The sequence below is a fragment of the Ensifer adhaerens genome (assembly GCF_002007205.1).
Taxonomy (GTDB): domain Bacteria; phylum Pseudomonadota; class Alphaproteobacteria; order Rhizobiales; family Rhizobiaceae; genus Ensifer; species Ensifer adhaerens_D.
Map to the genome: position 1 here is coordinate 142,245 of NZ_LAZS01000010.1, position 19,680 is coordinate 161,924.

Annotated in this window: 17 protein-coding genes; 11 read left to right on the forward strand and 6 right to left on the reverse strand. The window is 63.4% G+C overall.

The window, feature by feature from the left end; all coding sequences use genetic code 11:
• Positions 1–2: 2 nt before the first annotated feature.
• The 3 genes from xdhA to xdhC are packed head-to-tail and all read left to right on the forward strand — an operon-like array spanning position 3 to position 4,720.
• Positions 3–1,484, forward strand: coding sequence for a xanthine dehydrogenase small subunit (xdhA, locus tag XB14_RS22730; RefSeq protein ID WP_077964365.1), 1,482 nt, complete (start codon positions 3–5; stop codon positions 1,482–1,484).
• A gap of 11 nt (positions 1,485–1,495) precedes the next feature.
• Positions 1,496–3,835, forward strand: a complete 2,340-nt coding sequence (gene xdhB, locus XB14_RS22735) for a xanthine dehydrogenase molybdopterin binding subunit (RefSeq protein ID WP_077964366.1) — start codon at positions 1,496–1,498, stop codon at positions 3,833–3,835.
• An 18-nt stretch (positions 3,836–3,853) separates the two neighbouring features.
• Complete coding sequence (gene xdhC, locus XB14_RS22740) at positions 3,854–4,720, forward strand: xanthine dehydrogenase accessory protein XdhC (protein WP_077964789.1); 867 nt, start codon at positions 3,854–3,856, stop codon at positions 4,718–4,720.
• 12 nt (positions 4,721–4,732) lie between these two features.
• Here the strand turns inward: xdhC and XB14_RS22745 are convergent, their stop codons facing one another.
• Positions 4,733–5,542, reverse strand: coding sequence for an NAD(P)H-dependent oxidoreductase (locus XB14_RS22745; RefSeq protein WP_077964367.1), 810 nt, complete (start codon positions 5,540–5,542; stop codon positions 4,733–4,735).
• Between the two features lie 96 nt (positions 5,543–5,638).
• On the opposite strand from XB14_RS22745, the gene XB14_RS22750 reads away from it, so the two are divergent.
• A complete protein-coding gene (locus XB14_RS22750; RefSeq protein ID WP_077964368.1) occupies positions 5,639–6,565 on the forward strand; it encodes a LysR family transcriptional regulator in 927 nt (308 codons plus the stop codon).
• 259 nt (positions 6,566–6,824) lie between these two features.
• Entirely contained in the window at positions 6,825–7,265 is a 441-nt protein-coding gene (locus tag XB14_RS33330; protein ID WP_179119642.1) for a hypothetical protein, read from the forward strand.
• Positions 7,266–7,453: 188 nt separating this feature from the next.
• On the opposite strand, the gene XB14_RS22760 is transcribed toward XB14_RS33330, so the two are convergent.
• Positions 7,454–8,368, reverse strand: coding sequence for a LysR family transcriptional regulator (locus XB14_RS22760; protein ID WP_077964369.1), 915 nt, complete (start codon positions 8,366–8,368; stop codon positions 7,454–7,456).
• Between the two features lie 147 nt (positions 8,369–8,515).
• On the opposite strand from XB14_RS22760, the gene XB14_RS22765 reads away from it, so the two are divergent.
• Together XB14_RS22765 and guaD are read left to right on the forward strand one after the other, a co-directional pair.
• Positions 8,516–9,754 carry a urate hydroxylase PuuD gene (locus XB14_RS22765; protein ID WP_077964370.1) on the forward strand — a complete coding sequence of 413 codons (1,239 nt, stop codon included), beginning with the start codon at positions 8,516–8,518 and terminating at the stop codon, positions 9,752–9,754.
• Positions 9,751–11,103, forward strand: coding sequence for a guanine deaminase (gene guaD, locus XB14_RS22770; protein ID WP_077964371.1), 1,353 nt, complete (start codon positions 9,751–9,753; stop codon positions 11,101–11,103). The genes XB14_RS22765 and guaD overlap by 4 nt, the downstream gene beginning before the upstream one ends.
• Before the next feature lie 106 nt (positions 11,104–11,209).
• Here guaD and XB14_RS22775 read toward each other — a convergent pair whose 3' ends face one another.
• Positions 11,210–12,031: an IclR family transcriptional regulator gene (locus XB14_RS22775; RefSeq protein WP_077964791.1), complete on the reverse strand. Its 822-nt coding sequence runs from the start codon at positions 12,029–12,031 to the stop codon at positions 11,210–11,212.
• A gap of 170 nt (positions 12,032–12,201) precedes the next feature.
• Between XB14_RS22775 and gcl the strand changes: the two genes are divergently transcribed.
• The 4 genes from gcl (at position 12,202) to XB14_RS22795 (ending at position 17,275) form a co-directional block, all read left to right on the forward strand.
• The gene (gcl, locus tag XB14_RS22780) at positions 12,202–13,986 is read left to right on the forward strand and encodes a glyoxylate carboligase (RefSeq protein WP_077964372.1); all 1,785 of its coding nucleotides are present in this window, start codon (positions 12,202–12,204) and stop codon (positions 13,984–13,986) included.
• Between the two features lie 80 nt (positions 13,987–14,066).
• Entirely contained in the window at positions 14,067–14,882 is an 816-nt protein-coding gene (gene hyi, locus XB14_RS22785) for a hydroxypyruvate isomerase (RefSeq protein ID WP_077964373.1), read from the forward strand.
• Positions 14,883–14,887: 5 nt separating this feature from the next.
• Entirely contained in the window at positions 14,888–15,772 is an 885-nt protein-coding gene (locus XB14_RS22790; protein WP_077964375.1) for a 2-hydroxy-3-oxopropionate reductase, read from the forward strand.
• Positions 15,773–16,006: 234 nt separating this feature from the next.
• Positions 16,007–17,275 (forward strand): glycerate kinase type-2 family protein, encoded by a 1,269-nt coding sequence (locus XB14_RS22795; RefSeq protein WP_077964376.1) that lies wholly within the window; start codon positions 16,007–16,009, stop codon positions 17,273–17,275.
• 40 nt (positions 17,276–17,315) lie between these two features.
• Here XB14_RS22795 and hpaH read toward each other — a convergent pair whose 3' ends face one another.
• The 3 genes from hpaH to XB14_RS22810 form a co-directional block, all read right to left on the reverse strand.
• Positions 17,316–18,119: a 2-oxo-hept-4-ene-1,7-dioate hydratase gene (hpaH, locus tag XB14_RS22800; RefSeq protein WP_077964379.1), complete on the reverse strand. Its 804-nt coding sequence runs from the start codon at positions 18,117–18,119 to the stop codon at positions 17,316–17,318.
• A 71-nt stretch (positions 18,120–18,190) separates the two neighbouring features.
• A complete protein-coding gene (locus XB14_RS22805; RefSeq protein ID WP_077964381.1) occupies positions 18,191–18,805 on the reverse strand; it encodes a LysE family translocator in 615 nt (204 codons plus the stop codon).
• A gap of 209 nt (positions 18,806–19,014) precedes the next feature.
• A complete protein-coding gene (locus XB14_RS22810) occupies positions 19,015–19,674 on the reverse strand; it encodes a response regulator (protein WP_077964383.1) in 660 nt (219 codons plus the stop codon).
• Between the last annotated feature and the right edge of the window lie 6 nt (positions 19,675–19,680).

A 19,680-nucleotide genomic window follows, 5' to 3' on the forward strand; every position in this document is an offset into this window, starting at 1 on the left:
AAATGACGATCCAGATCCGCAACACGATCCGCTTCATCCTGAACCACCGCCTGGTCGAGCTTGCCGAGGTGTCGCCGGTTCAGACCCTGCTCGATTTCCTGCGCATCGACCGCAATCTGAAGGGCACCAAGGAAGGCTGCGCCGAAGGCGACTGCGGCGCCTGCACGGTGCTTGTCGGCCGTCTGCTCGATGGCAAGCTCAAATACGAGTCCGTCAATGCCTGCATTCGTTTCGTCGGCTCGCTCGACGGCTGTCACATCGTGACGGTGGATTCCTTGGCGCAGCCGGCAGGCCCCCTGCATCCGGTGCAGCAGGCGATGGTCGACACGCACGCCTCGCAATGTGGCTTCTGCACGCCGGGCTTCGTGATGTCGCTCTACGGTCTCTGGATGGAAAACCCGAAGCCGTCGATCGCCGAAATCGAAAAGGCCCTACAGGGCAATCTTTGTCGCTGCACCGGCTATGCCGCGATCATCCGCGCCGCCGAGGCGATCTCGACGATCGGCGATGTCGGCAAGGATCCGCTGGTGGCCGAGCGTGACCGGATCGCAGGCGAATTGGCAGCACTTCAGGACGGCCGCCGGGTGGAAATCGGTTCTGAGACGGAACGCTTCATCCTGCCGGGCTCGGTCGATGATTTCGCCGCCGTGCTCGAAGCCAACCCGAAGGCGACGATCGTCGCCGGCTCGACCGATGTCGGCCTCTGGGTGACGAAATTCATGCGCGACATTTCACCGGTTATCCATCTGACCCATCTTGAAGAACTGCGCCGGATCACGGTCGAAGCCGATGGCGTGACGCTCGGCGCCGGGGTCAGCTATGCCGAGGCCTATCCCGTCATCGTCGAGCATTTCCCTGAACTGACGGAGCTCTGGGACCGCATCGGCGGTCAGCAGGTCCGCAACATGGGCACAGTCGGCGGCAACATCGCCAACGGCTCGCCGATCGGCGACACGCCGCCGGCGCTGATCGCGCTCGGCGCCGCGATCACGCTGCGCAAGGGCGCACGTCGCCGCACGGTCCAGCTCGAAGACTTCTTCATCGCCTATGGCAAGCAGGACCGCGAGCCCGGCGAGTTCGTTGAAAGCGTGCACATCCCGTTCGTTTCCGACAGGGCCCGCGTTGCCGTCTACAAGGTGACGAAGCGTCTCGACGAAGACATCACCGCCGTCTGCGGCGGCTTCAACATCGCCTTCGACGCTGGTCGGGTTACCGACGCCATCATCGCCTTCGGCGGGATGGCCGCTACGCCGAAGCGTGCCGCCCATGTCGAGGCGGTGCTAAAAGGTGCCGAGTGGAACGAGGAGACGATCGAACGCGCGGTCGCGGCATTCGATCAGGATTTCACGCCGCTCACCGACTGGCGCGCCTCGGCGGAATACCGCCAACTGGTGGCGAAGAACCTGCTTCGCCGCTTCTATCTCGAAACGCAGTTGAGCGGCGGCCAGCTCCGTCTCGACCGCACCATTGCTGTCGCGGTTTAAGGGAGGAAGCCATGAACGTGATGCAGCCCATCGACCGCATCCGCGGCGGCGTACACGAAAACGAACGGCACGAGTCCGGCCACAAGCATGTTTCCGGCACGGCCGAGTACATCGACGACATTCCGGAACCCCAGGGCACCCTGCACGGCTATCTCGGCCTCTCGCAGCGGGCGCACGCCGACATCCTGTCGATCGACTTCCAGGCCGTGAACGCCAGCGAAGGCGTGATCGGCGTCCTGACGGCCGCCGACATTCCCGGTGAAAACGACATCAGCCCGGCGCACAAGCACGACGAGCCGATCTTCGTCACCGACAAGGTGGAGTTCCACGGCCAGCCGATCTTCGCAGTCATCGCCACCTCGCGCGAGGCGGCCCGCCGGGCCGCGGCCAAGGTCAAGATCGAGTACCGCGACCTGCCGCATGTGACCGATGTGCTGGAGGCGGCAGCCGCCAACTATCCGCTGGTCATCGATCCGCTCAAGCTCGAGCGCGGCGACATCGACGCCGGCTTTGCCAAGGCAAAGAACATTCTCGAAGGCGAGATGCGCATCGGCGGCCAGGACCACTTCTATCTGGAAGGCCAGATCTCCTTTGCCATTCCCGGTGAGGACGACGAGGTGCTCGTCTACTCCTCGACCCAGCATCCGGCAGAGACGCAGCACATGGTCGCGACCGTGCTCGGCGTGCCGTCGAACGCGGTCACCGTCAATGTGCGCCGTATGGGCGGCGGCTTCGGCGGCAAGGAAACCCAGGCGAACATCTTCGCCGCCGTTGCAGCAGTCGCCGCCAAGAAATACCGTTGCCCGGTGAAAGTGCGGCCCGATCGCGACGACGACATGAGTGCGACCGGCAAGCGCCACGATTTCCACGTCGACTACAAGCTCGGCTTCGACGACGAGGGTCGTATCGAGGCAGTGGACGCAGTGTTTTCGGCGCGCTGCGGCTACTCGGCCGACCTTTCAGGTCCGGTCACCGACCGCGCCCTCTTTCACGCGGACAACTGCTATTTCTATCCGAACGTGCGGCTGCGCTCGCGTCCGCTGAAGACCAACACCGTTTCCAACACCGCTTTCCGCGGTTTCGGCGGCCCTCAAGGGATGGTCGGTGGCGAACGCATGATCGAGGATATCGCCTATGCCGTCGGCAAGGATCCGCTCGAAATCCGCAAGCTGAACTTCTACGGCGGCGAGGGCCGAAACCTCACGCCCTATCACCAGACCGTGGAAGACAACATCATCGGCCGCATTATCGAGGAACTGGAAACCTCGGCGGATTATGCCAAGCGTCGCGAAGCGGTGATCGCCTTTAACCGCGAGAACAATGTCGTGAAGCGCGGCATCGCGCTGACGCCGGTGAAGTTCGGCATCTCCTTCACTAAGACCGAGTACAACCAGGCCGGCGCGCTCGTGCATGTCTATACGGATGGTTCGATCCATCTGAACCATGGCGGCACCGAGATGGGGCAGGGGCTCTATACCAAGGTCGCCCAAGTGGTGGCCGACGAGTTCCAGGTCGATCTCGACCGGATCAAGGTGACGGCGACGACGACCGGCAAGGTGCCGAACACGTCTGCAACCGCGGCGTCCTCCGGCTCCGATCTCAACGGCATGGCCGCAGCCAATGCCGCCCAGCAGATCAAGGCGCGGCTCACCAAGTTTGCCGCCGAGCGCTGGAACGTTGCCGAGGCCGATGTCGCCTTCGAACCGAGCGTGGTGCGGATCGGCGCGGAACGCTTGAGCTTCAACGAGTTCATCAAGATCGCCTATGGTGCCCGCATCCAGCTTTCGGCGGCCGGGTTCTACAAGACGCCGAAGATCCACTGGAACCGCGCCGAAGGCCGGGGCCGGCCGTTCTTCTACTACGCCTATGGCGCCTCGTGCTCCGAGGTCAGCGTCGATACGCTGACCGGTGAATATCAGGTCGACCGCACGGACATCCTGCACGATGTCGGCCGGTCGCTGAACCCGGCGCTCGACCTCGGCCAGGTGGAAGGTGCTTTCGTTCAGGGCATGGGCTGGCTGACGACGGAAGAGCTCTGGTGGGACGCCAAGGGCCGGCTGCGCACGCATGCGCCGTCGACCTACAAGATCCCGCTGGCCTCCGACCGGCCGCGCGTCTTCAACACCCGCCTTGCCGAATGGTCGGTCAACCGCGAGGAAACGATCCGCCGTTCTAAGGCGGTGGGCGAGCCCCCGTTCATGCTCGGCATCTCGGTGCTTGAAGCTTTGTCGATGGCGGCGGCGAGTGTTGCGGAGTATCGTATATCACCGCGCCTTGACGCACCGGCAACGCCGGAACGGGTGCTGATGGCGATCGAGCGGCTACGGGCAGCCGCACGGCAGAAAGGATAACAGGGGCTGATTGTCATGGTGGCGAGCCGCGAGGATATCAGGGACTTTCTCCGACGCGAGCCGAACTGCGTGCTCGTGGAGGTCAGCGGTGCTGCCGGCTCGACGCCGCGCGACACCGATGCCTGGATGCTTGTCGCGCCTGAGAGCCTGTTCGGCACGATCGGTGGCGGGCAACTCGAATACATGGCGATCGATCATGGCCGGCGGGCGCTGAAGCGCGGCGACGCGCTGGAGGCCATGACGATCCCACTCGGTCCGGAGATCGGCCAGTGTTGCGGCGGGCGCGTAGCGCTCGCCTTCACACGCCTCGATCAGGAGAAAGCCGCCATGCTGATTGAACGCAGCGACCTGGAGATCGCCAGCCGGCCGCATGTCTATGTCTTCGGCGCCGGCCATGTCGGCGATGCGCTGGCGATGGCGCTCTCCCTGGTTCCGGTGCGCACCGTTCTCGTCGACACGCGCGAGAACGAACTTTCGGCCGTTGCCGACATTCCCGGGATCGAAACCTGCCTGACGGCAATGCCGGAGGCCGTTGTGCGCGACACCCCGCCCGGCAGCGCCTTCGTGATCCTGACGCACGACCATGCGCTCGACTTCCTGATTGCGGCGGAAGCGCTTCGTCGCGACGACGCATCCTATGTCGGCATGATCGGCTCGAAGACGAAACGCGGCACCTTCAAGAATTGGCTGTCGCGCGAGATCGGCCGGCCGGACCTCTTCGACCGGCTCATCTGCCCGATCGGCGGCACGACGGTGAAGGACAAGCGGCCGGCGGTGATCGCGGCACTTGCCGCCGCCGAAGTCATGGCGGCAGCACTCAACTTCCGGCAGCCCGTGCAGGCGGCACCATCGCGCCGGCCGACTGCCGCCAGGCTTGCCCGCTAGCCACGCGAACTGTCAGCGCGGCGCCGTTTCGCCCATGTGCGCACCGTTGAGGTGAAGCGCAAAGCCGTGGGCGTGCGGGTCGCCGACCTCGGGTCGAAGTTCAAGGGTCGGGATCAGATAGTCGCCGCCGTTTTGCCGGCGGTAGGGGATGGGGGCCGCGGTTTCCAGCGTGCGCATCCGTTGCTGCAGGCGCTCGGCGGTTGCTTCGAAGCCCGCTTCGTCAAGGGCGTCGACCCTATAGGCGACGAAAGGCGGAAGCACGTCATAGCCGGGATAATAGAGCACCCCGTGATTGATCGGGAACAGCAGGTCGTCTATCGGCCCGTTGACCCCGCGGGGCGAGTAGTGCTCCTCCCAACCGCCGGTCGTTACGATAAGCATAGCACGCTTGCCGGCGAGCGTGCCCTCGCCGAAGCGCTTGCCCCAATATTTGTCGCTGTGCTCGCCCACACCATAGGCGAAGCCATAGGCATAGACGCGGTCGACCCAGCCTTTCAGGATCGCCGGCATCGAATACCACCACAGCGGAAATTGCAGGATCAGGGCATCGGCCCAAAGCAGCTTTTCCTGTTCGGCCTTGACGTCGGCGGTCAGCGTATTGGTCGCGAAGGCCTCCTTCGAAGCGCGGCTTGGCTTGAAGCGGGCATCCGGAACAAGAGCCGGAAAATCAGCCCGATCGATTTCGGACTTCCATCCCTCGGCATAAAGATCCGTGATGCGCACCTCATGGCCTTCGGCCTCGAGCGCCTTGACGGCGACCTCGCGCAGCGCGCCATTGAGTGAACGCGGTTCGGGGTGGGCATAAACAAGCAGAACTTTCATGGTCGGTACTTCCCTGATGTCGTCAACTGAGACTGTAGGTAGACCGTTGCCTATCCATGCGGTAGATATTCTAAATGCATAGGATTCTGCCGAAAAATGGATAAATCGGATGTCACGCTGGAACGCATGCGTAGCTTCGTGCGGGTCGCCGAGCGCGGCAGCCTTTCGGCCGTCGCCCGCGAACTCGGTATCGGCCAGTCGACGGTGACGCGGCATCTGCGCGAGCTCGAGGAAGCGATCGGCGTGCCGTTGCTCAGCCGCACCACGCGCCGTGTCACGCTGACCGACGAAGGCGGCCGTTACTATGCCGACAGCGTCCAGATCCTGCGCCTGGTCGAGCAGGCCGGCGACGAGGCGCGCGGCGCCCGCAGCGCGGCATCAGGTACCATTCGTGTCTCGTGCACCTCCGCATTCGGGGTGCTTCACGTCAGCCGTCTGATCTTTGCCTTCCAGGACAGGCATCCCGACATCGGCGTCGATCTGAACCTGACCGACGAGCGCATCGATCTGGTGCGCGAAGGGATCGACATCGCTCTGCGTCTCGGGCCGCTCACCGACAGTTCGATGAAGCTCAGGCCACTTGGGCAAAGCCGGCGACTGCTTGTGGCTGCTCCCGACTACCTGACCGCAAGGGGATTTCCCCGCTCCCCAGGCGACCTCTCGGCACATGAGGGTATCCGCATGTCGAACGTTGCCGGCAGCGACAGGCTGGTCTTCGAAGGCGCGGAGGGGCGACATCTGTCGGTACCTTTTGGCGGGGGCCTTCGCGTCGATCACGGGCTTGCTGCCCGCGAGGCTCTTGTCGCCGGCAGGGGTGTGGCCCCTGCCCATCGATGGCTCGTCGACGACCTGATCGAAGCCGGCCGGCTGGTGCCGCTGCTTCAGGATTACGCGCTGCCTTCGGTCCCGCTCAGCCTGCTGATCGTGCCGGAGCGCGCCGGCATTGCCCGTGTTCGTCTGTTGGTTGATTTCCTGGTCGATGCGATCGCCAGTCTTCCGGGGATCGAGAGGTCGAGAGGTTAGCGGCCACACCTTCTGATCAACCCGACCGTGTGATCGATAACCCAAATGGATCGGTCGTATGGCCTGAGCGATAGCACAAATGTGTCGCTTACCGTCTGCTCCCGGATCTGCCTATTGTGAGGGGTTTCTAAAATAAGGTCGGCGCTGAGGTCGGCCTTTAAGGAAGCAACGCGTCCAGGATTTTCTTTGGTGCATTTAAGACAGATCGGGTTTTACGCAATTGCAAGGATACGGGGACGCATCAGATCGGGAGGCGACTATGAAAAAACTGACACGTACTCTGCTCTTGTCCACTGCGTTCGCGGTGCTGACGCACTACAGCGCGCCGGTCATGATCGGTATAGCTCACGCCGATGGGGGTACCACTAGTGGTGAAGGTGGCACTAGCGGTGATGGTGGTACCGGTGGTGACGGTGGTACTGGTGGTGACGGTGGTACTGGCGGCGGTGACGGTGGCGGCGATGGCGGCGACGGCGGTGGCGATGGTGGCGGCGACGGCGGCGGCGATGGCGGCGGTGATGGCGGCGGTGATGGCGGCGGTGACGGTGGCGGCGATGGCGGCGGTGATGGCGGCGGCGATGGTGGCGGTGACGGCGGCGGCGACGGCGGTGGCAAGACCAAGCACGCCAACAACGGGTTTGGCAACGGCGGCGGTGACGGCGTTCCCGGCAAGTCGAAGCACAGCGACGTGAAACGCTGATCTCTGGAAAACATCGAGGGCGCGCCGCATCGGCGCGCCCTCTTTCTTTTGCGAACCACGTGTGAACGCCCCGTGCCGGGCGAAACAATCGGCTCTCGGTCGATAGGAGCCGCCGGCAGCCCCCGGCGATGCCTAGGGCGTGGGGTCTTGCTCCTTGGCCCAGGCCGAAGCGGCCGGAAGACGAATGGTCAGGCCAGCATTCCGTTGATCAGGCGCTGACAGCGCTCGGCCATGTAGTCGATCATCAGCCGCACCTTCGGGTCCTGGAAACGCTTGTGCGGATAGATCGCCGCAAGCTGCACACTGAGCGGCGGCGCGTCGGCGAGGATCGGCACCAGCGCGCCGGAATTGATGTGGGCCTTCACCTCGAAGAGCGGCTTGTTGATGATGCCGCGGCCGTCGAGCGCCCATTGGGTGAGCACGTCGCCATCGTCCGAATCGTAAGGGCCGGTGACGTCGAGCTTGCGCACGCCCTCCATCGTCTGGAGCGTCCAGAAATATTCCTTCGAACCGGGATACCTGAGCAGCAGACAGTCGTGCTTGTCGGCGATCAGCGCGTCGGGGGTCTGGGGTATGCCGCGCTTCTCGAAATAGGCAGGCGCGCCGCAGACAACCCGCTCGCAATTCATGATGCCGCGCATGCGCAGGTTCGAATCTTCAAGGATCCCGAGCTTGAAGGCGACGTCGACACCTTCCGACAGGATATCGACATTGTGGTCCGACAGGCGAAGCCGCACTTCGATATCCGGATACTTGTCATGAAACTCCGGAATCCCGGACGCAATCAGCCGCCGACCTATCCCGAGCGGAGCGGTAATCTTGAGCGCACCCTTCGGATTGCGCGAGAGATCGGCGATCGCGTTTTCCGCTTCGTTGACCGCTTCGAGGATCTTTACAGCACCGTCGTAAAAGACGCGACCGTGCTCGGTCGGGGTCAGCTTGCGCGTCGTCCGATTGAACAGGCGAACGCCCATGTGGCGCTCCAACTCTTTGATTCTATTGCTTGCAACCGCCGGCGTCACGCGTTGATCGCGACCGGCCGCCGACAGGGTTCCAAGCTCTACGACGCGTACGAAGACGCGCACATTGTCCAGATAAGACATGCCTCCGCCCCACTCCTTCAGGCTCTCTCTAGCCTATCCATTCCGCCGCTATTTTATAGATTTTTTTGAAAGTGTTGGTGAAGCAGCGACGTTCCCGCGACCTCCAGCAATGACACATAATGGCCTGAGGAGAAATGGGAGAATTGCATGTACGACTATGCCATCGCCTGGGATTGGCTGACCTTTGCCGTGAGATGGCTGCACGTCATCACCGCCATTGCATGGATCGGTTCGTCCTTTTACTTCGTCGCCCTTGACCTCGGTCTGAAGAAACATCCCGGTCTGCCGGTCGGCGCCTATGGCGAAGAATGGCAGGTGCATGGCGGTGGTTTCTACCACATCCAGAAGTACCTGGTTGCGCCGGCCAACATGCCGGAACACCTGGTCTGGTTCAAATGGGAGTCCTATGTCACCTGGCTCTCCGGCTTCGGCATGCTCTGCCTGGTCTACTACGCCGGTGCCGACCTCTACCTGATCGACCCGAACGTGCTCGATGTTTCCAAGCCGGTGGCGATCGCCATCTCGCTGGGCTCGATTGCCTTCGGCTGGCTCGCCTATGACACGATCTGCAAGTCGCCCTTCGGCCGCGACAATACCCGGCTGATGGTGCTGCTCTACTTCATCCTCGTCGGTATGGCCTGGGGCTACACGCAGCTCTTCACCGGCCGCGCGGCCTTCCTGCATCTCGGTGCGTTTACCGCAACGATCATGTCGGCCAACGTGTTCTTCATCATCATTCCGAACCAGAAGGTTGTCGTCGGCGACCTGATCGCCGGCCGTACGCCGGACTCCAAATACGGCGTCATTGCCAAGCAGCGCTCGACCCACAACAACTACCTGACGCTGCCGGTTCTGTTCCTGATGCTGTCGAACCATTACCCGCTGGCTTTCGGTACTGAGTACAACTGGATCATCGCCTCGCTGGTCTTCCTGATGGGCGTCACCATCCGCCACTATTTCAACACCCGACACGCCAACAAGGGTAACCCGACCTGGACCTGGCTCGTCACAGCGCTGCTCTTCGTTGCGATCATGTGGCTGTCGACCGTGCCGAAGATTCTTGCCGGCGGCGAGGAGGCGAAGATTTCCGCCGCGCAGCAGCCCTTCGTGTCAGCGGAAGCCTTTCCGAAGGTACGCGATACCGTGCTTGGCCGCTGTTCGATGTGCCACGCCAAGGAGCCGGGTTGGGAAGGCATCGTCGTGCCGCCGAAGGGCGTGACGCTCGAAACCGACACCGAGATCGCCAACCACGCGCGTGAAATCTACCTGCAGGCCGGCCGCACGCATGCGATGCCGCCCGCCAACGTCACCGGCGTATCGGACGAGGAGCGGCAATTGCTCGTCGCCTGGTACGAATCCGTCGTTAATGGAGGAAAGACCCAATGACCGATCTGCTGATCCGCGGCCGTGTGCTGACCTTCGTCGAGGAGCCCAAGGGCATCGACGACACGGCATCCTACCGCTACTTCGAGGACGGCGCCGTGCTGGTGCGGAACGGCAGGGTCGCCGATATCGGCGAACATGCCGAGGTCTCTCGCCGCGCCGGTGCCAGCGTCAAGGTTGCTGACCATCGCCCCAACCTCGTGCTGCCGGGCCTGATCGACACGCATCTGCACTTCCCGCAGACCCAGGCGATCGCGTCCTATGGCGCGCAGCTTCTCGAATGGCTGAACACCTACATCTTCGTCGAGGAGCAGAAGTTCCGCATACCGGAGCATGCCGACTACATCGCCGGGCGCTTCCTCGACGAACTGCTTGCGAACGGCACGACGACCGCGGCTGCCTATTGCTCGGTGCATCCGGAAAGCGTTGATGCCTACTTTGGGGCGGCTGAAGCCCGCGGCATGCTGATGATTGGCGGCAAGGTGATGATGGACCGCAACGCGCCGGACGCACTGCGCGACACGGCGCAGCAGGGCTATGACGAGACCAAGGCGCTGATATCGAAGTGGCACGGCCGCGGCCGCGCGCACTATGCCATCAGCCCACGTTTTGCCATCACCTCGACTCCCGAGCAGATGGAGGCGAGCCGCACGCTCGTCGCCGAGCATCCAGAGTGTTACGTCCAGACGCATCTCTCGGAAAACAGGGACGAGATCGCTTTTGCGACCTCGCTCTATCCGGAAGCGAAGGACTACACCGACATCTATGCGCGCTACGATCTCCTGACGCGCAAGACCTTGCTCGGTCACTGCATCTATCTCAGCGACCGCGAGATTTCGGTACTCGCAGAAACCGGTGCCGTCGGCAATTTCTGCCCGACCTCGAACCTGTTCCTCGGCTCGGGTCTCTTCGACCGCGATCGCTTCGACAAGCTCGGCGCCCGCTGGTCTGTCGCGACCGACGTCGGCGCCGGCACCAGCTTCTCGATGCTGGAGACGATGGACGAGGCCTACAAGGTTCTGCACCTGCAGGGCCAGCGGTTGACCCCGTTCAACTCCTTCTACCGCATGACGCTCGGCAACGCCCGAGCGCTGGATCTCGACGATCGCATTGGATCGCTGCATGTCGGCGCCGACGCCGACATCGTTGTGCTCGACAGCCGCGCCAAGCCCTCGATGGACTTGCGCATGCGGGTTGCAGCTTCGCTTGTCGAGGAGCTCTTCATCCTGCAGACGATGGGCGATGACCGCTGCGTGGCGGAAACCTACGTTGCCGGCAAGCCGATGAAGCGCGCTGCGAACGGTTCGAAGGATGGGGCAACGGCTACGACCAGAAGTCTCGAAACGGCCTGATCGACGTCAAGGGCACTTACCCAGGCTCGTAAGCCGGCACGGCCTCGATACTGAATCTCAAAACGCCGCGTGTCCTTCGGGTGCGCGGCGTTTCCTTTCGGTGGACCTAAAGCTCTTCCGGCCGCTTGCCGCCCATCGCCCTGGTGAGCGCATCGGCGCGTTCGCGCACGATCGGGCCGAGGATCGAGAGTTTCTGATCGCTGACGCGCACCGATGGGCCGGAGATCGAGATGCCGGCAATCGTTTCGCCATATTCGTTGAAGATCGGGGCGGCGACGCAGCGCATGCCGAGCGTGTGCTCTTCGTCGTCGACGGACCAGCCGCGCTGGCGGATCTCCTGGATGTCCTTCAAGAGTGCCGGCAGCGTGTCGCGGGTCTTGTCGGTGAAATGCGCAAGCTCGCGACCACCGAGCAGCTGGGCGATCTCCGTGTCGGACCAGGTGGACAGGATGGCCTTGCCGATGCCGGAGGCGTGCACCGGACCGCGGCGGCCCGGGCGGAAGAAGGCGCGCATCGGCGCGTGGCTTTCGACCTGTGAAATGAAGACGACGTCGCCGCCTTCCTCGATGCCGATATTGGCCGTCTCGCCGCTTTCCTCCATCAGTCCCTTGAGGAACGGACGGCTGATGGTGCCGAGCTTGCGGAAGCGCAGATAGGCGTTGCCGATTTCGAACGCTTTCAAGCCCACCGTCCAGGCGCCGGTGTCCGGGTCGTTCATCACCATGCCGTGGCCGGAAAGTGTCGTCAGCAGGCGATGCACGGTCGATGGCGCCATGCCGGTCTCGTCGGCAAGCTGGGTCAGGGTCGAACCGTCGCCCTCAGCCACGACCGTCAAAAGGGCGAGACTGCGATCAAGCACCTGGACGGATGATGGGGCGGCGTTCTCGCCCGCCTTGCGCCCGCGTTTTCCCCTACTGTTGCCGTCCATCGAAGCCTCTCTGCAAATCACGTCCTCGCCCATCATCCTCTATCAGGCCGCGAAGCGATTTTCTCCGAATTGTTGAAAATCTTTATTTCCACATGATGGAAATGAATTCCATTTGTGTATTGCAGATCAGAAATAATGGATTATGGTTTCAGGAAATTGGAGGAGTTCTCATGGCTAAGATGCGTGCCGTTGACGCGGCTGTTTATGTTCTGGAGAAAGAAGGCATCGACTGCGCCTTCGGCGTACCGGGTGCTGCCATCAACCCGTTCTATTCGGCGCTGAAGGCGCGCGGTTCCGTCCGCCACATTCTCGCCCGCCACGTTGAGGGTGCCTCGCACATGGCCGAGGGCTACACTCGCGCCAAGCATGGCAATATCGGCGTCTGCATCGGCACCTCGGGTCCGGCCGGAACGGACATGATCACCGGCCTCTATTCGGCCTCGGCGGATTCGATCCCGATTCTCTGCATCACCGGCCAGGCGCCGCGCGCCCGTCTCGACAAGGAAGACTTTCAGGCCGTCGACATCGCCAAGATCGCCGCACCGGTCACCAAATGGGCGGTTACCGTCATGGAGCCGGCGCTCGTTCCCTTCGTCTTCCAGAAGGCATTCCACATCATGCGCTCCGGCCGTCCCGGCCCGGTCCTGATCGACCTGCCGGTCGACGTCCAGCTGGCCGAGATCGAGTTCGATCCGGACACCTACGAACCGCTAGAAGCCTACAAGCCGAAGGCGACGCGTGCCCAGGCCGAGAAGGCGATCGCGATGCTGAACGAGGCGGAGCGTCCGCTGATCGTTGCCGGCGGCGGCATCATCAACGCCGATGCATCGGACCTTCTGACAGAATTCGCTGAGATCACCGGCATCCCGGTTATCCCGACGCTGATGGGCTGGGGCACGATCCCGGACGATCATCCGCTGATGGCCGGCATGTGCGGCCTGCAGACCTCGCACCGCTACGGCAACGCCAACATGCTCGCCTCAGACTTCGTTCTCGGCGTCGGCAACCGTTGGGCCAACCGCCACACCGGCAACGTTCCGACCTACACCGAAGGCCGCAAGTTCGTTCACGTCGACATCGAGCCCACCCAGATCGGCCGCGTCTTTGCGCCTGATTTCGGCATCGTCTCGGACGCCGGCGCCGCGCTGAAGCTCTTCCTCGACGTTGCGACCGAATGGAAGACGGCCGGCAAGCTGCGCGATTGGTCCGGCTGGGCGGAGGAGTGCCGCGAGCGCAAGCGCACCATGCTGCGCAAGACGCATTTCGACCAGACGCCGCTGAAGCCCCAGCGCGTCTACGAAGAGATGAACAAGGCGTTCGGCCGTGACACCTGCTACGTCTCGACCATCGGTCTCAGCCAGATTGCCGGTGCCCAGTTCCTGCACGTCTACAAGCCGCGCAACTGGATCAACTGCGGCCAGGCCGGCCCGCTCGGCTGGACCCTGCCTGCCGCCCTCGGCGTTCGCGCCGCCGATCCGGACCGCACGATCGTGGCACTTTCGGGCGACTACGACTTCCAGTTCCTGATCGAGGAGCTGGCGGTCGGCGCCCAGCACAAGCTGCCTTACCTGCATGTGGTCGTGAACAATTCGTACCTCGGCCTCATCCGACAGGCGCAGCGCGGCCTGAACATGGACTTCGAGGTCAGCCTCGCCTTCGACAACATCAATGCGTCTGGCGATGCGGAGAAGGGCTACGGCGTCGATCACGTCGCGGTTGCCGAAGGTCTCGGCTGCAAGGCGATCCGGGTGCGCAGCCCGAACGAGTTCCAGGAAGCCTTCGACAGAGCCCGTGCGCTGATGGACGAGCACCAGGTTCCCGTCGTCATCGAGTTCATCCTCGAGCGCGTCACCAACATCTCGATGGGCGCCGACATCAATGCCGTCGTCGAGTTCGAGGAACTGGCGCTGCGCGGCGAAGACGTACCGACCGCGATCACGGCGCTGCTCGACTGAGGTTCAACTGACTGAGGAGATGCGGGTGGTCCGCCGCCCGCATCCCGCTCCAAGGAACAAATACAAGGAGGAAACATCGCATGGCGAAGTTCGCTGCGAACCTGACAATGCTGTTCAACGAGGTGCCGTTCCTCGACCGTTTCGCCCTTGCTGCCAAGGCCGGTTTCGAAGGCGTGGAATATCTGTTTCCCTACGAATTCGAAAAGGTGAGCCTGCGCGCCGAGCTGCAGCGTTACGGCCTGACCCAGGTTCTGCATAACCTGCCGGCCGGTAACTGGGCGAGCGGCGAACGCGGCATCGCCATCCTTCCCGACCGGGTCGACGAGTTCCGCAAGGGTGTTGCGAGCGCCATCGACTATGCGACGGCGCTCGATTGCAAGCAGGTCAATTGCCTGGTCGGCATTGCGCCGATCGGCGTCTCGGAAGCTGTGCTTCGCAGCACGCTGGTCGCCAACCTCAAGCTTGCAGCGAGCGAACTCGGCAAGCAGGGCATTCGCCTGCTGATCGAACCGATCAACGACTTCGATATTCCCGGCTTCTACCTCAACACGGTGGAACAGGCCGCTTCGATCATCGAGGAAGTCGGCAGCGACAACCTGTTCATCCAGTACGATCTCTATCACCAGCAGCGCACCCAGGGTGAACTGATCGGAACTTACAAGCGCTTTGCCGATCGCATTGTTCACGTGCAACTCGCCGACAATCCCGGCCGCAACGAGCCGGGCACCGGCGAGATCAACTATCCCTTCGTCTTCGACGCGCTGGAAGCGGCCGGCTACGACGGCTGGATCGGTTGCGAATACAAGCCGCGCACCACGACGGCCGAGGGTCTTGGCTGGCTCGGCGCCGAGCGCCAGCGCACCCAATCCGCAGACATCATCAAGATCAGGAGCTAAGCACCATGGCAACAATCGGTTTCATTGGACTGGGTATCATGGGCACGCCGATGGCGCGCCACCTGCAGGATGCCGGCCACACCATCGTCACCTCGAAATTCGCGATCCCGCCGCGCCAGGAACTGCTCGATAACGGTCTCAAGTTCGTCGAGACGCCGAAGGCACTCGCCGAGACCGTCGACACCATCATCCTGATGCTGCCGGACACCCCTGAGGTCAAGGACGTCCTCTTCGGCGAAAACGGCGTCGCCTACGGTCTTTCCAAGGGCAAGCTCGTCATCGACATGAGCTCGATCTCGCCGATCGAGACGAAGGAATTCGCCAAGAAGGTGCGCGAAACCGGCGCCGAATACATCGACGCCCCGGTTTCGGGCGGCGAAGTCGGCGCCAAGAACGCTTCGCTCTCGATCATGGCCGGCGGTGCCCAGGAGAGCTTCGACCGCGCCCTGCCGCTCCTCAAGCTGATGGGCAAGAACATCACGCTCGTCGGTGATTGCGGCGATGGCCAGGTGACCAAGGTCGCCAACCAGATCATCGTCGCGCTGACGATCGAGGCGGTTTCGGAAGCACTCGTCTTCGCGTCCAAGGCCGGCGCCGACCCGGCGCGCGTCCGCGAGGCACTGATGGGCGGTTTTGCCTCGTCGCGCATTCTCGAGGTTCACGGCGAGCGCATGATCAAGCGCACTTTCGATCCGGGCTTCCGTATCTCGCTGCACCAGAAGGACCTGAACCTGGCTCTCCAGGGGGCCAAGTCGCTCGGTATCTCGCTGCCGAACACCGCGGCGACCCAGGAGCTCTTCAACAACTGCGCGGCCAACGGCGACAGCGGCCTCGATCATTCCGGCCTTGTCCGGGCGCTGGAGCGCATGGCGAACCACCAGGTTGCCTGAGCAATTCCAGGAAAATGCGAAGCGGTTTTCCTTTAGGAATTGCGCCGCTTTGAGAGCGTCAGGCTCAATGCACATGATCCGTCCGGCGTCCCATTGTGCCGGGCCGGTCATGTGTCCGGGCGGCGGTTGGAGGAACCGCCGCCCGAGACTTTCTTGATTTCCAGCGGCATTCGTGCGTTGGGATGACATATATGGAGCATCGCGTGTGACGCGACATCCTCCAGGGGGAGACCAATGCCAGCCATCACCGATCCACGCCGTTTCCTCGAAGCGCTTTTCACCTCCGCAGTCGCGGCGGCTGATCCGGAGAAAGTGATTGCCGCCAACCTGCCGGAGCGGCCGAAGGGGCGCACGGTGGTTGTCGGCGCGGGCAAGGGTGCAGCACAGATGGCGGCAGCCTTCGAGCGCCATTGGGATGGCCCACTGTCGGGCGCGGTCGTCACCCGCTACGGCTACGCCGCCCCCTGCGAGAGGATCGAGGTGCTTGAGGCCTCGCATCCGCTCCCCGATGAAAACGGTCTGTTGGCCTCGAAGCGGTTGCTCGCGGAAGTCAGCGGTCTGACCGAGGACGATCTTGTCGTCGCGCTCGTCTGCGGTGGCGGTTCGGCGCTCCTGCCTTCGCCGCCTCCCGGTCTGACGCTGGAAGACGAGATTGCCGTCAACCGGGCGCTCTTGGCCTCCGGCGCGCCGATCAGCGCCATGAATGCTGTGCGCAAGCATGTCTCGATGATCAAGGGCGGTCGCCTGGCCGCCGCCGCCTATCCGGCGAAGGTCGTGTCGCTGATCGTCTCCGATATTCCAGGCGACGATCCGGCGCTGGTCGCATCCGGCCCGACGCTCGCCGATGCCAGCACGCGCGAGGATGCGCTGACGCTGATCGAGCGCTACAGTCTGGAGCTGCCGGCCAAGGTTATGGCGTGGATAAAGAGCCCCGACAGTGCTGCGCCGTCGCCTGACGATAAGCGCTTTGCCCGCAACGAAGTGCGCCTGATCGCCTCCGCGTCCGTTTCGCTCGAGGCAGCTGCCGCCGAGGCGCGTGCCGCCGGCATCGAGGCAATCATCCTTTCCGATGCGATCGAGGGCGAGGCGCGCGACGTCGGCGGCGTACATGCGGCGATCGCCCGTGAGGTCGCCGGCCGGGGACGGCCGTTCAGTAAACCTGTCGTCGTTCTCTCGGGCGGAGAGACGACCGTCACCATCCGCGGCAAGGGCAAGGGCGGCCGTAACAGCGAATTCCTGCTGGCGCTGGCGCTCGGCATCGATGGTGCCAAGGGCGTCTCGGCGCTTGCAGCCGACACCGACGGCATCGACGGTTCCGAAGACAATGCCGGTGCCTTTGCAGACGACACGACGATCGCAAGGCTCGTCGCGCAGCGTCTCGATGCCGCGGCACTTCTGCAGAAGAACGACAGCTGGTCGGCCTTCGACGCGCTCGGCGACCTCTTCAAGCCCGGCCCGACCGGCACCAACGTCAACGATTTCCGCGCCATCCTGGTGCAGTGAAACCAGCGTGCCGGGCGCGTGGCTTGTCCGTCACGAACCTTCACGCGAAGTGACAGCTCACCGAGCCATAGGCGCCGAAATCGGCGACGATCGTGTCGCCGCTCCCGGCCTCGATGGTGCGGATGAAGGAGCCTGAGAGAACGATCTGCCCCGGCTCGATCGCGTCGCCGCATTGCGCCAGCCGATTGGCGAGCCAGGCGATGCCACGGGCCGGATGGTTGCGGACCCCGGCCGCAAGCCCCGTCTCCTCGATCACCGCGTTGCGCGAAACGATCGCGCCCATCCAGCGCATGTCGATGGTATCGGGCCGCACGGCGCGGCCGCCGAGGATGAGGCCGCCATTGGCGGCGTTGTCGGCGATCGCATCGACGAGGATGCGCGCCTTCTTTGTTTTCGGATCCGTGCGGACGACGCGGCTGTCGAGGATTTCGAGCGCCGGCATCACATAGTCAGTGGCGTTCAGCACCTGCACGATGTTGACGCGCGGCCCTTTCAGGCCGGTTTTCATGATGAAGGCGATCTCCGCCTCGACCCGCGGCTGGATGAAACGATCGGCCGGGATGCTCGCGCCGTCATCGAACAGCATGTTGTCGAAGAGCACGCCGGAATCCGGCGTGTTGATGCCGAGCGCCTGCTGCATGGCATTGGAGGTGAGCCCGATCTTCCAGCCGATGATGCGGTGGCCATCGTCTCGCTTGCGCCTGACCCAGGCGGCCTGGATCGCATAGGCATCGTCGACCGTCATGTCGGGATGCTTGAGCGACAGGAGCCCGATCTGCTTTCGATCATGTTCGGCCTGGTGCAGGCTCTCGGCGGCCTTGGCGATCTCGGTTGCATTCAGCATGGCGCCCCCCGACTTCAGCCCTTGCAGGATACACCAAGGTTGCAGCCGGCGCGCGTGCCGTCTTTGGGCGATCAGATGGGCTGGCTCGCCAGCATGAGACCGAGGCCGATGAGAATCGAGCCGCAGGCGCGAGGCACAAGGTTGCCGGCAGCGCCAGCCAGCCGCCCGAGCGTGAGCGAGGCGAGGAAGACGGCGGCGACATCGGCCACTGACAAGGCAAGGTTCACCAGCAGGCCGAACATGAGGAACTGCAGCGATATCGGCATCGATGCCGCCGGATCGACAAACTGCGGCAGGAAGGTCACGAAGAACAGGGCGGTCTTCGGGTTGAGGATCTCGACGACGATGCTGTCGCGCAGCACCCCAGGTTTGACGGCCTCTGCGTCGGTGGCATGTTTGCCGACCCCAAGCAGCATGGTCGCGCCGAGCCAGACGAGATAGATGGCGCCGGAAAGCTTGATCGCCGTATAGAGAAGCGGCGCATGGTGAAGCAGGGCCGCGAGCCCCAGGGTCGCAGCGGCGATGTGGACGTAACAACCGATATGGATGCCGAGCGCCGCCAGCAGGCCGGCCTTGCGACCATGCGCCAATGTCTGCGCCGTCATATAGAGGATGGCGGGGCCCGGCATGAAGGCGAAGATCGCCGTTGCCAGCGTGAACGAAATCCAATGCTCCAGCGACGGCATGGCGGCTCCTCCCGAAATAGCCGGAACGCCCCGGAGCCGACGTCTTAACGTCGAACCATGTCCGCAGCGCAATATGGCGGGAGAACTACGCTTGGTTGTATCCGGTTGATATACGGCAGGTGCCGTATTTCGGCGTTGCGGCAGGATCGCCTGCCCTGTCGTGGTTAAGGGAACGCGACTTTCAGAAAGCCCGACGAGGGAAGGTGACGTCAACCGATCGGCAGGCCGATGCGCATCGCATAGGCCGCGATCTCTGCCGCATTGTGCAGACTAAGCTTGCGCATCAGGTTTTCGCGATGCTTGCGGGCCGTCAGCGGACTGATGCCGAGGCGATCGGCGGTCTCGCGCGCGGTCAGCCCCTGGGCGGCGAGAGAGAGGATCTGCATCTCGCGGCGGGTGAGCGGAATGGGCGAGAGGGCCGCACCGGCTATCGGCGGCGGCTCGTGGCTGCGGGGATCGTCGATGGCGAAACGAACCGACTGGCTGAGATAGATTTCGTTTCGGAGCATGGCATCGAGTGCGGCACTGAGTTCGGCGGGGTCGCCCGTCTTCGTCAGGTAGCCGCTCGCCCCGGCGGCGATCACGGCGCGCACGGTTCGCGGTTCGATGTTTGCGGTCAGCACCAGGATCTTCATGCGCGGCGCGACGGCCCTGAGCTCGCTGATGAACTGTACGCCCGCAACCCCCGGCATGCCGAGGTCGAGGATGACCAGATCGGGACTGCTGGCGCGAACGGTGGTCGTCAGCGTCTCGCCGTCAGCTGCTTCCGCAACCACCGATACGTGGTCCATGGTGGAGAGCAGCAGCTTCAGGCCCTCGCGAACGATGGCGTGATCGTCTGCCACCACGATCGTCAGCAGTTTGCGCATGTAAGC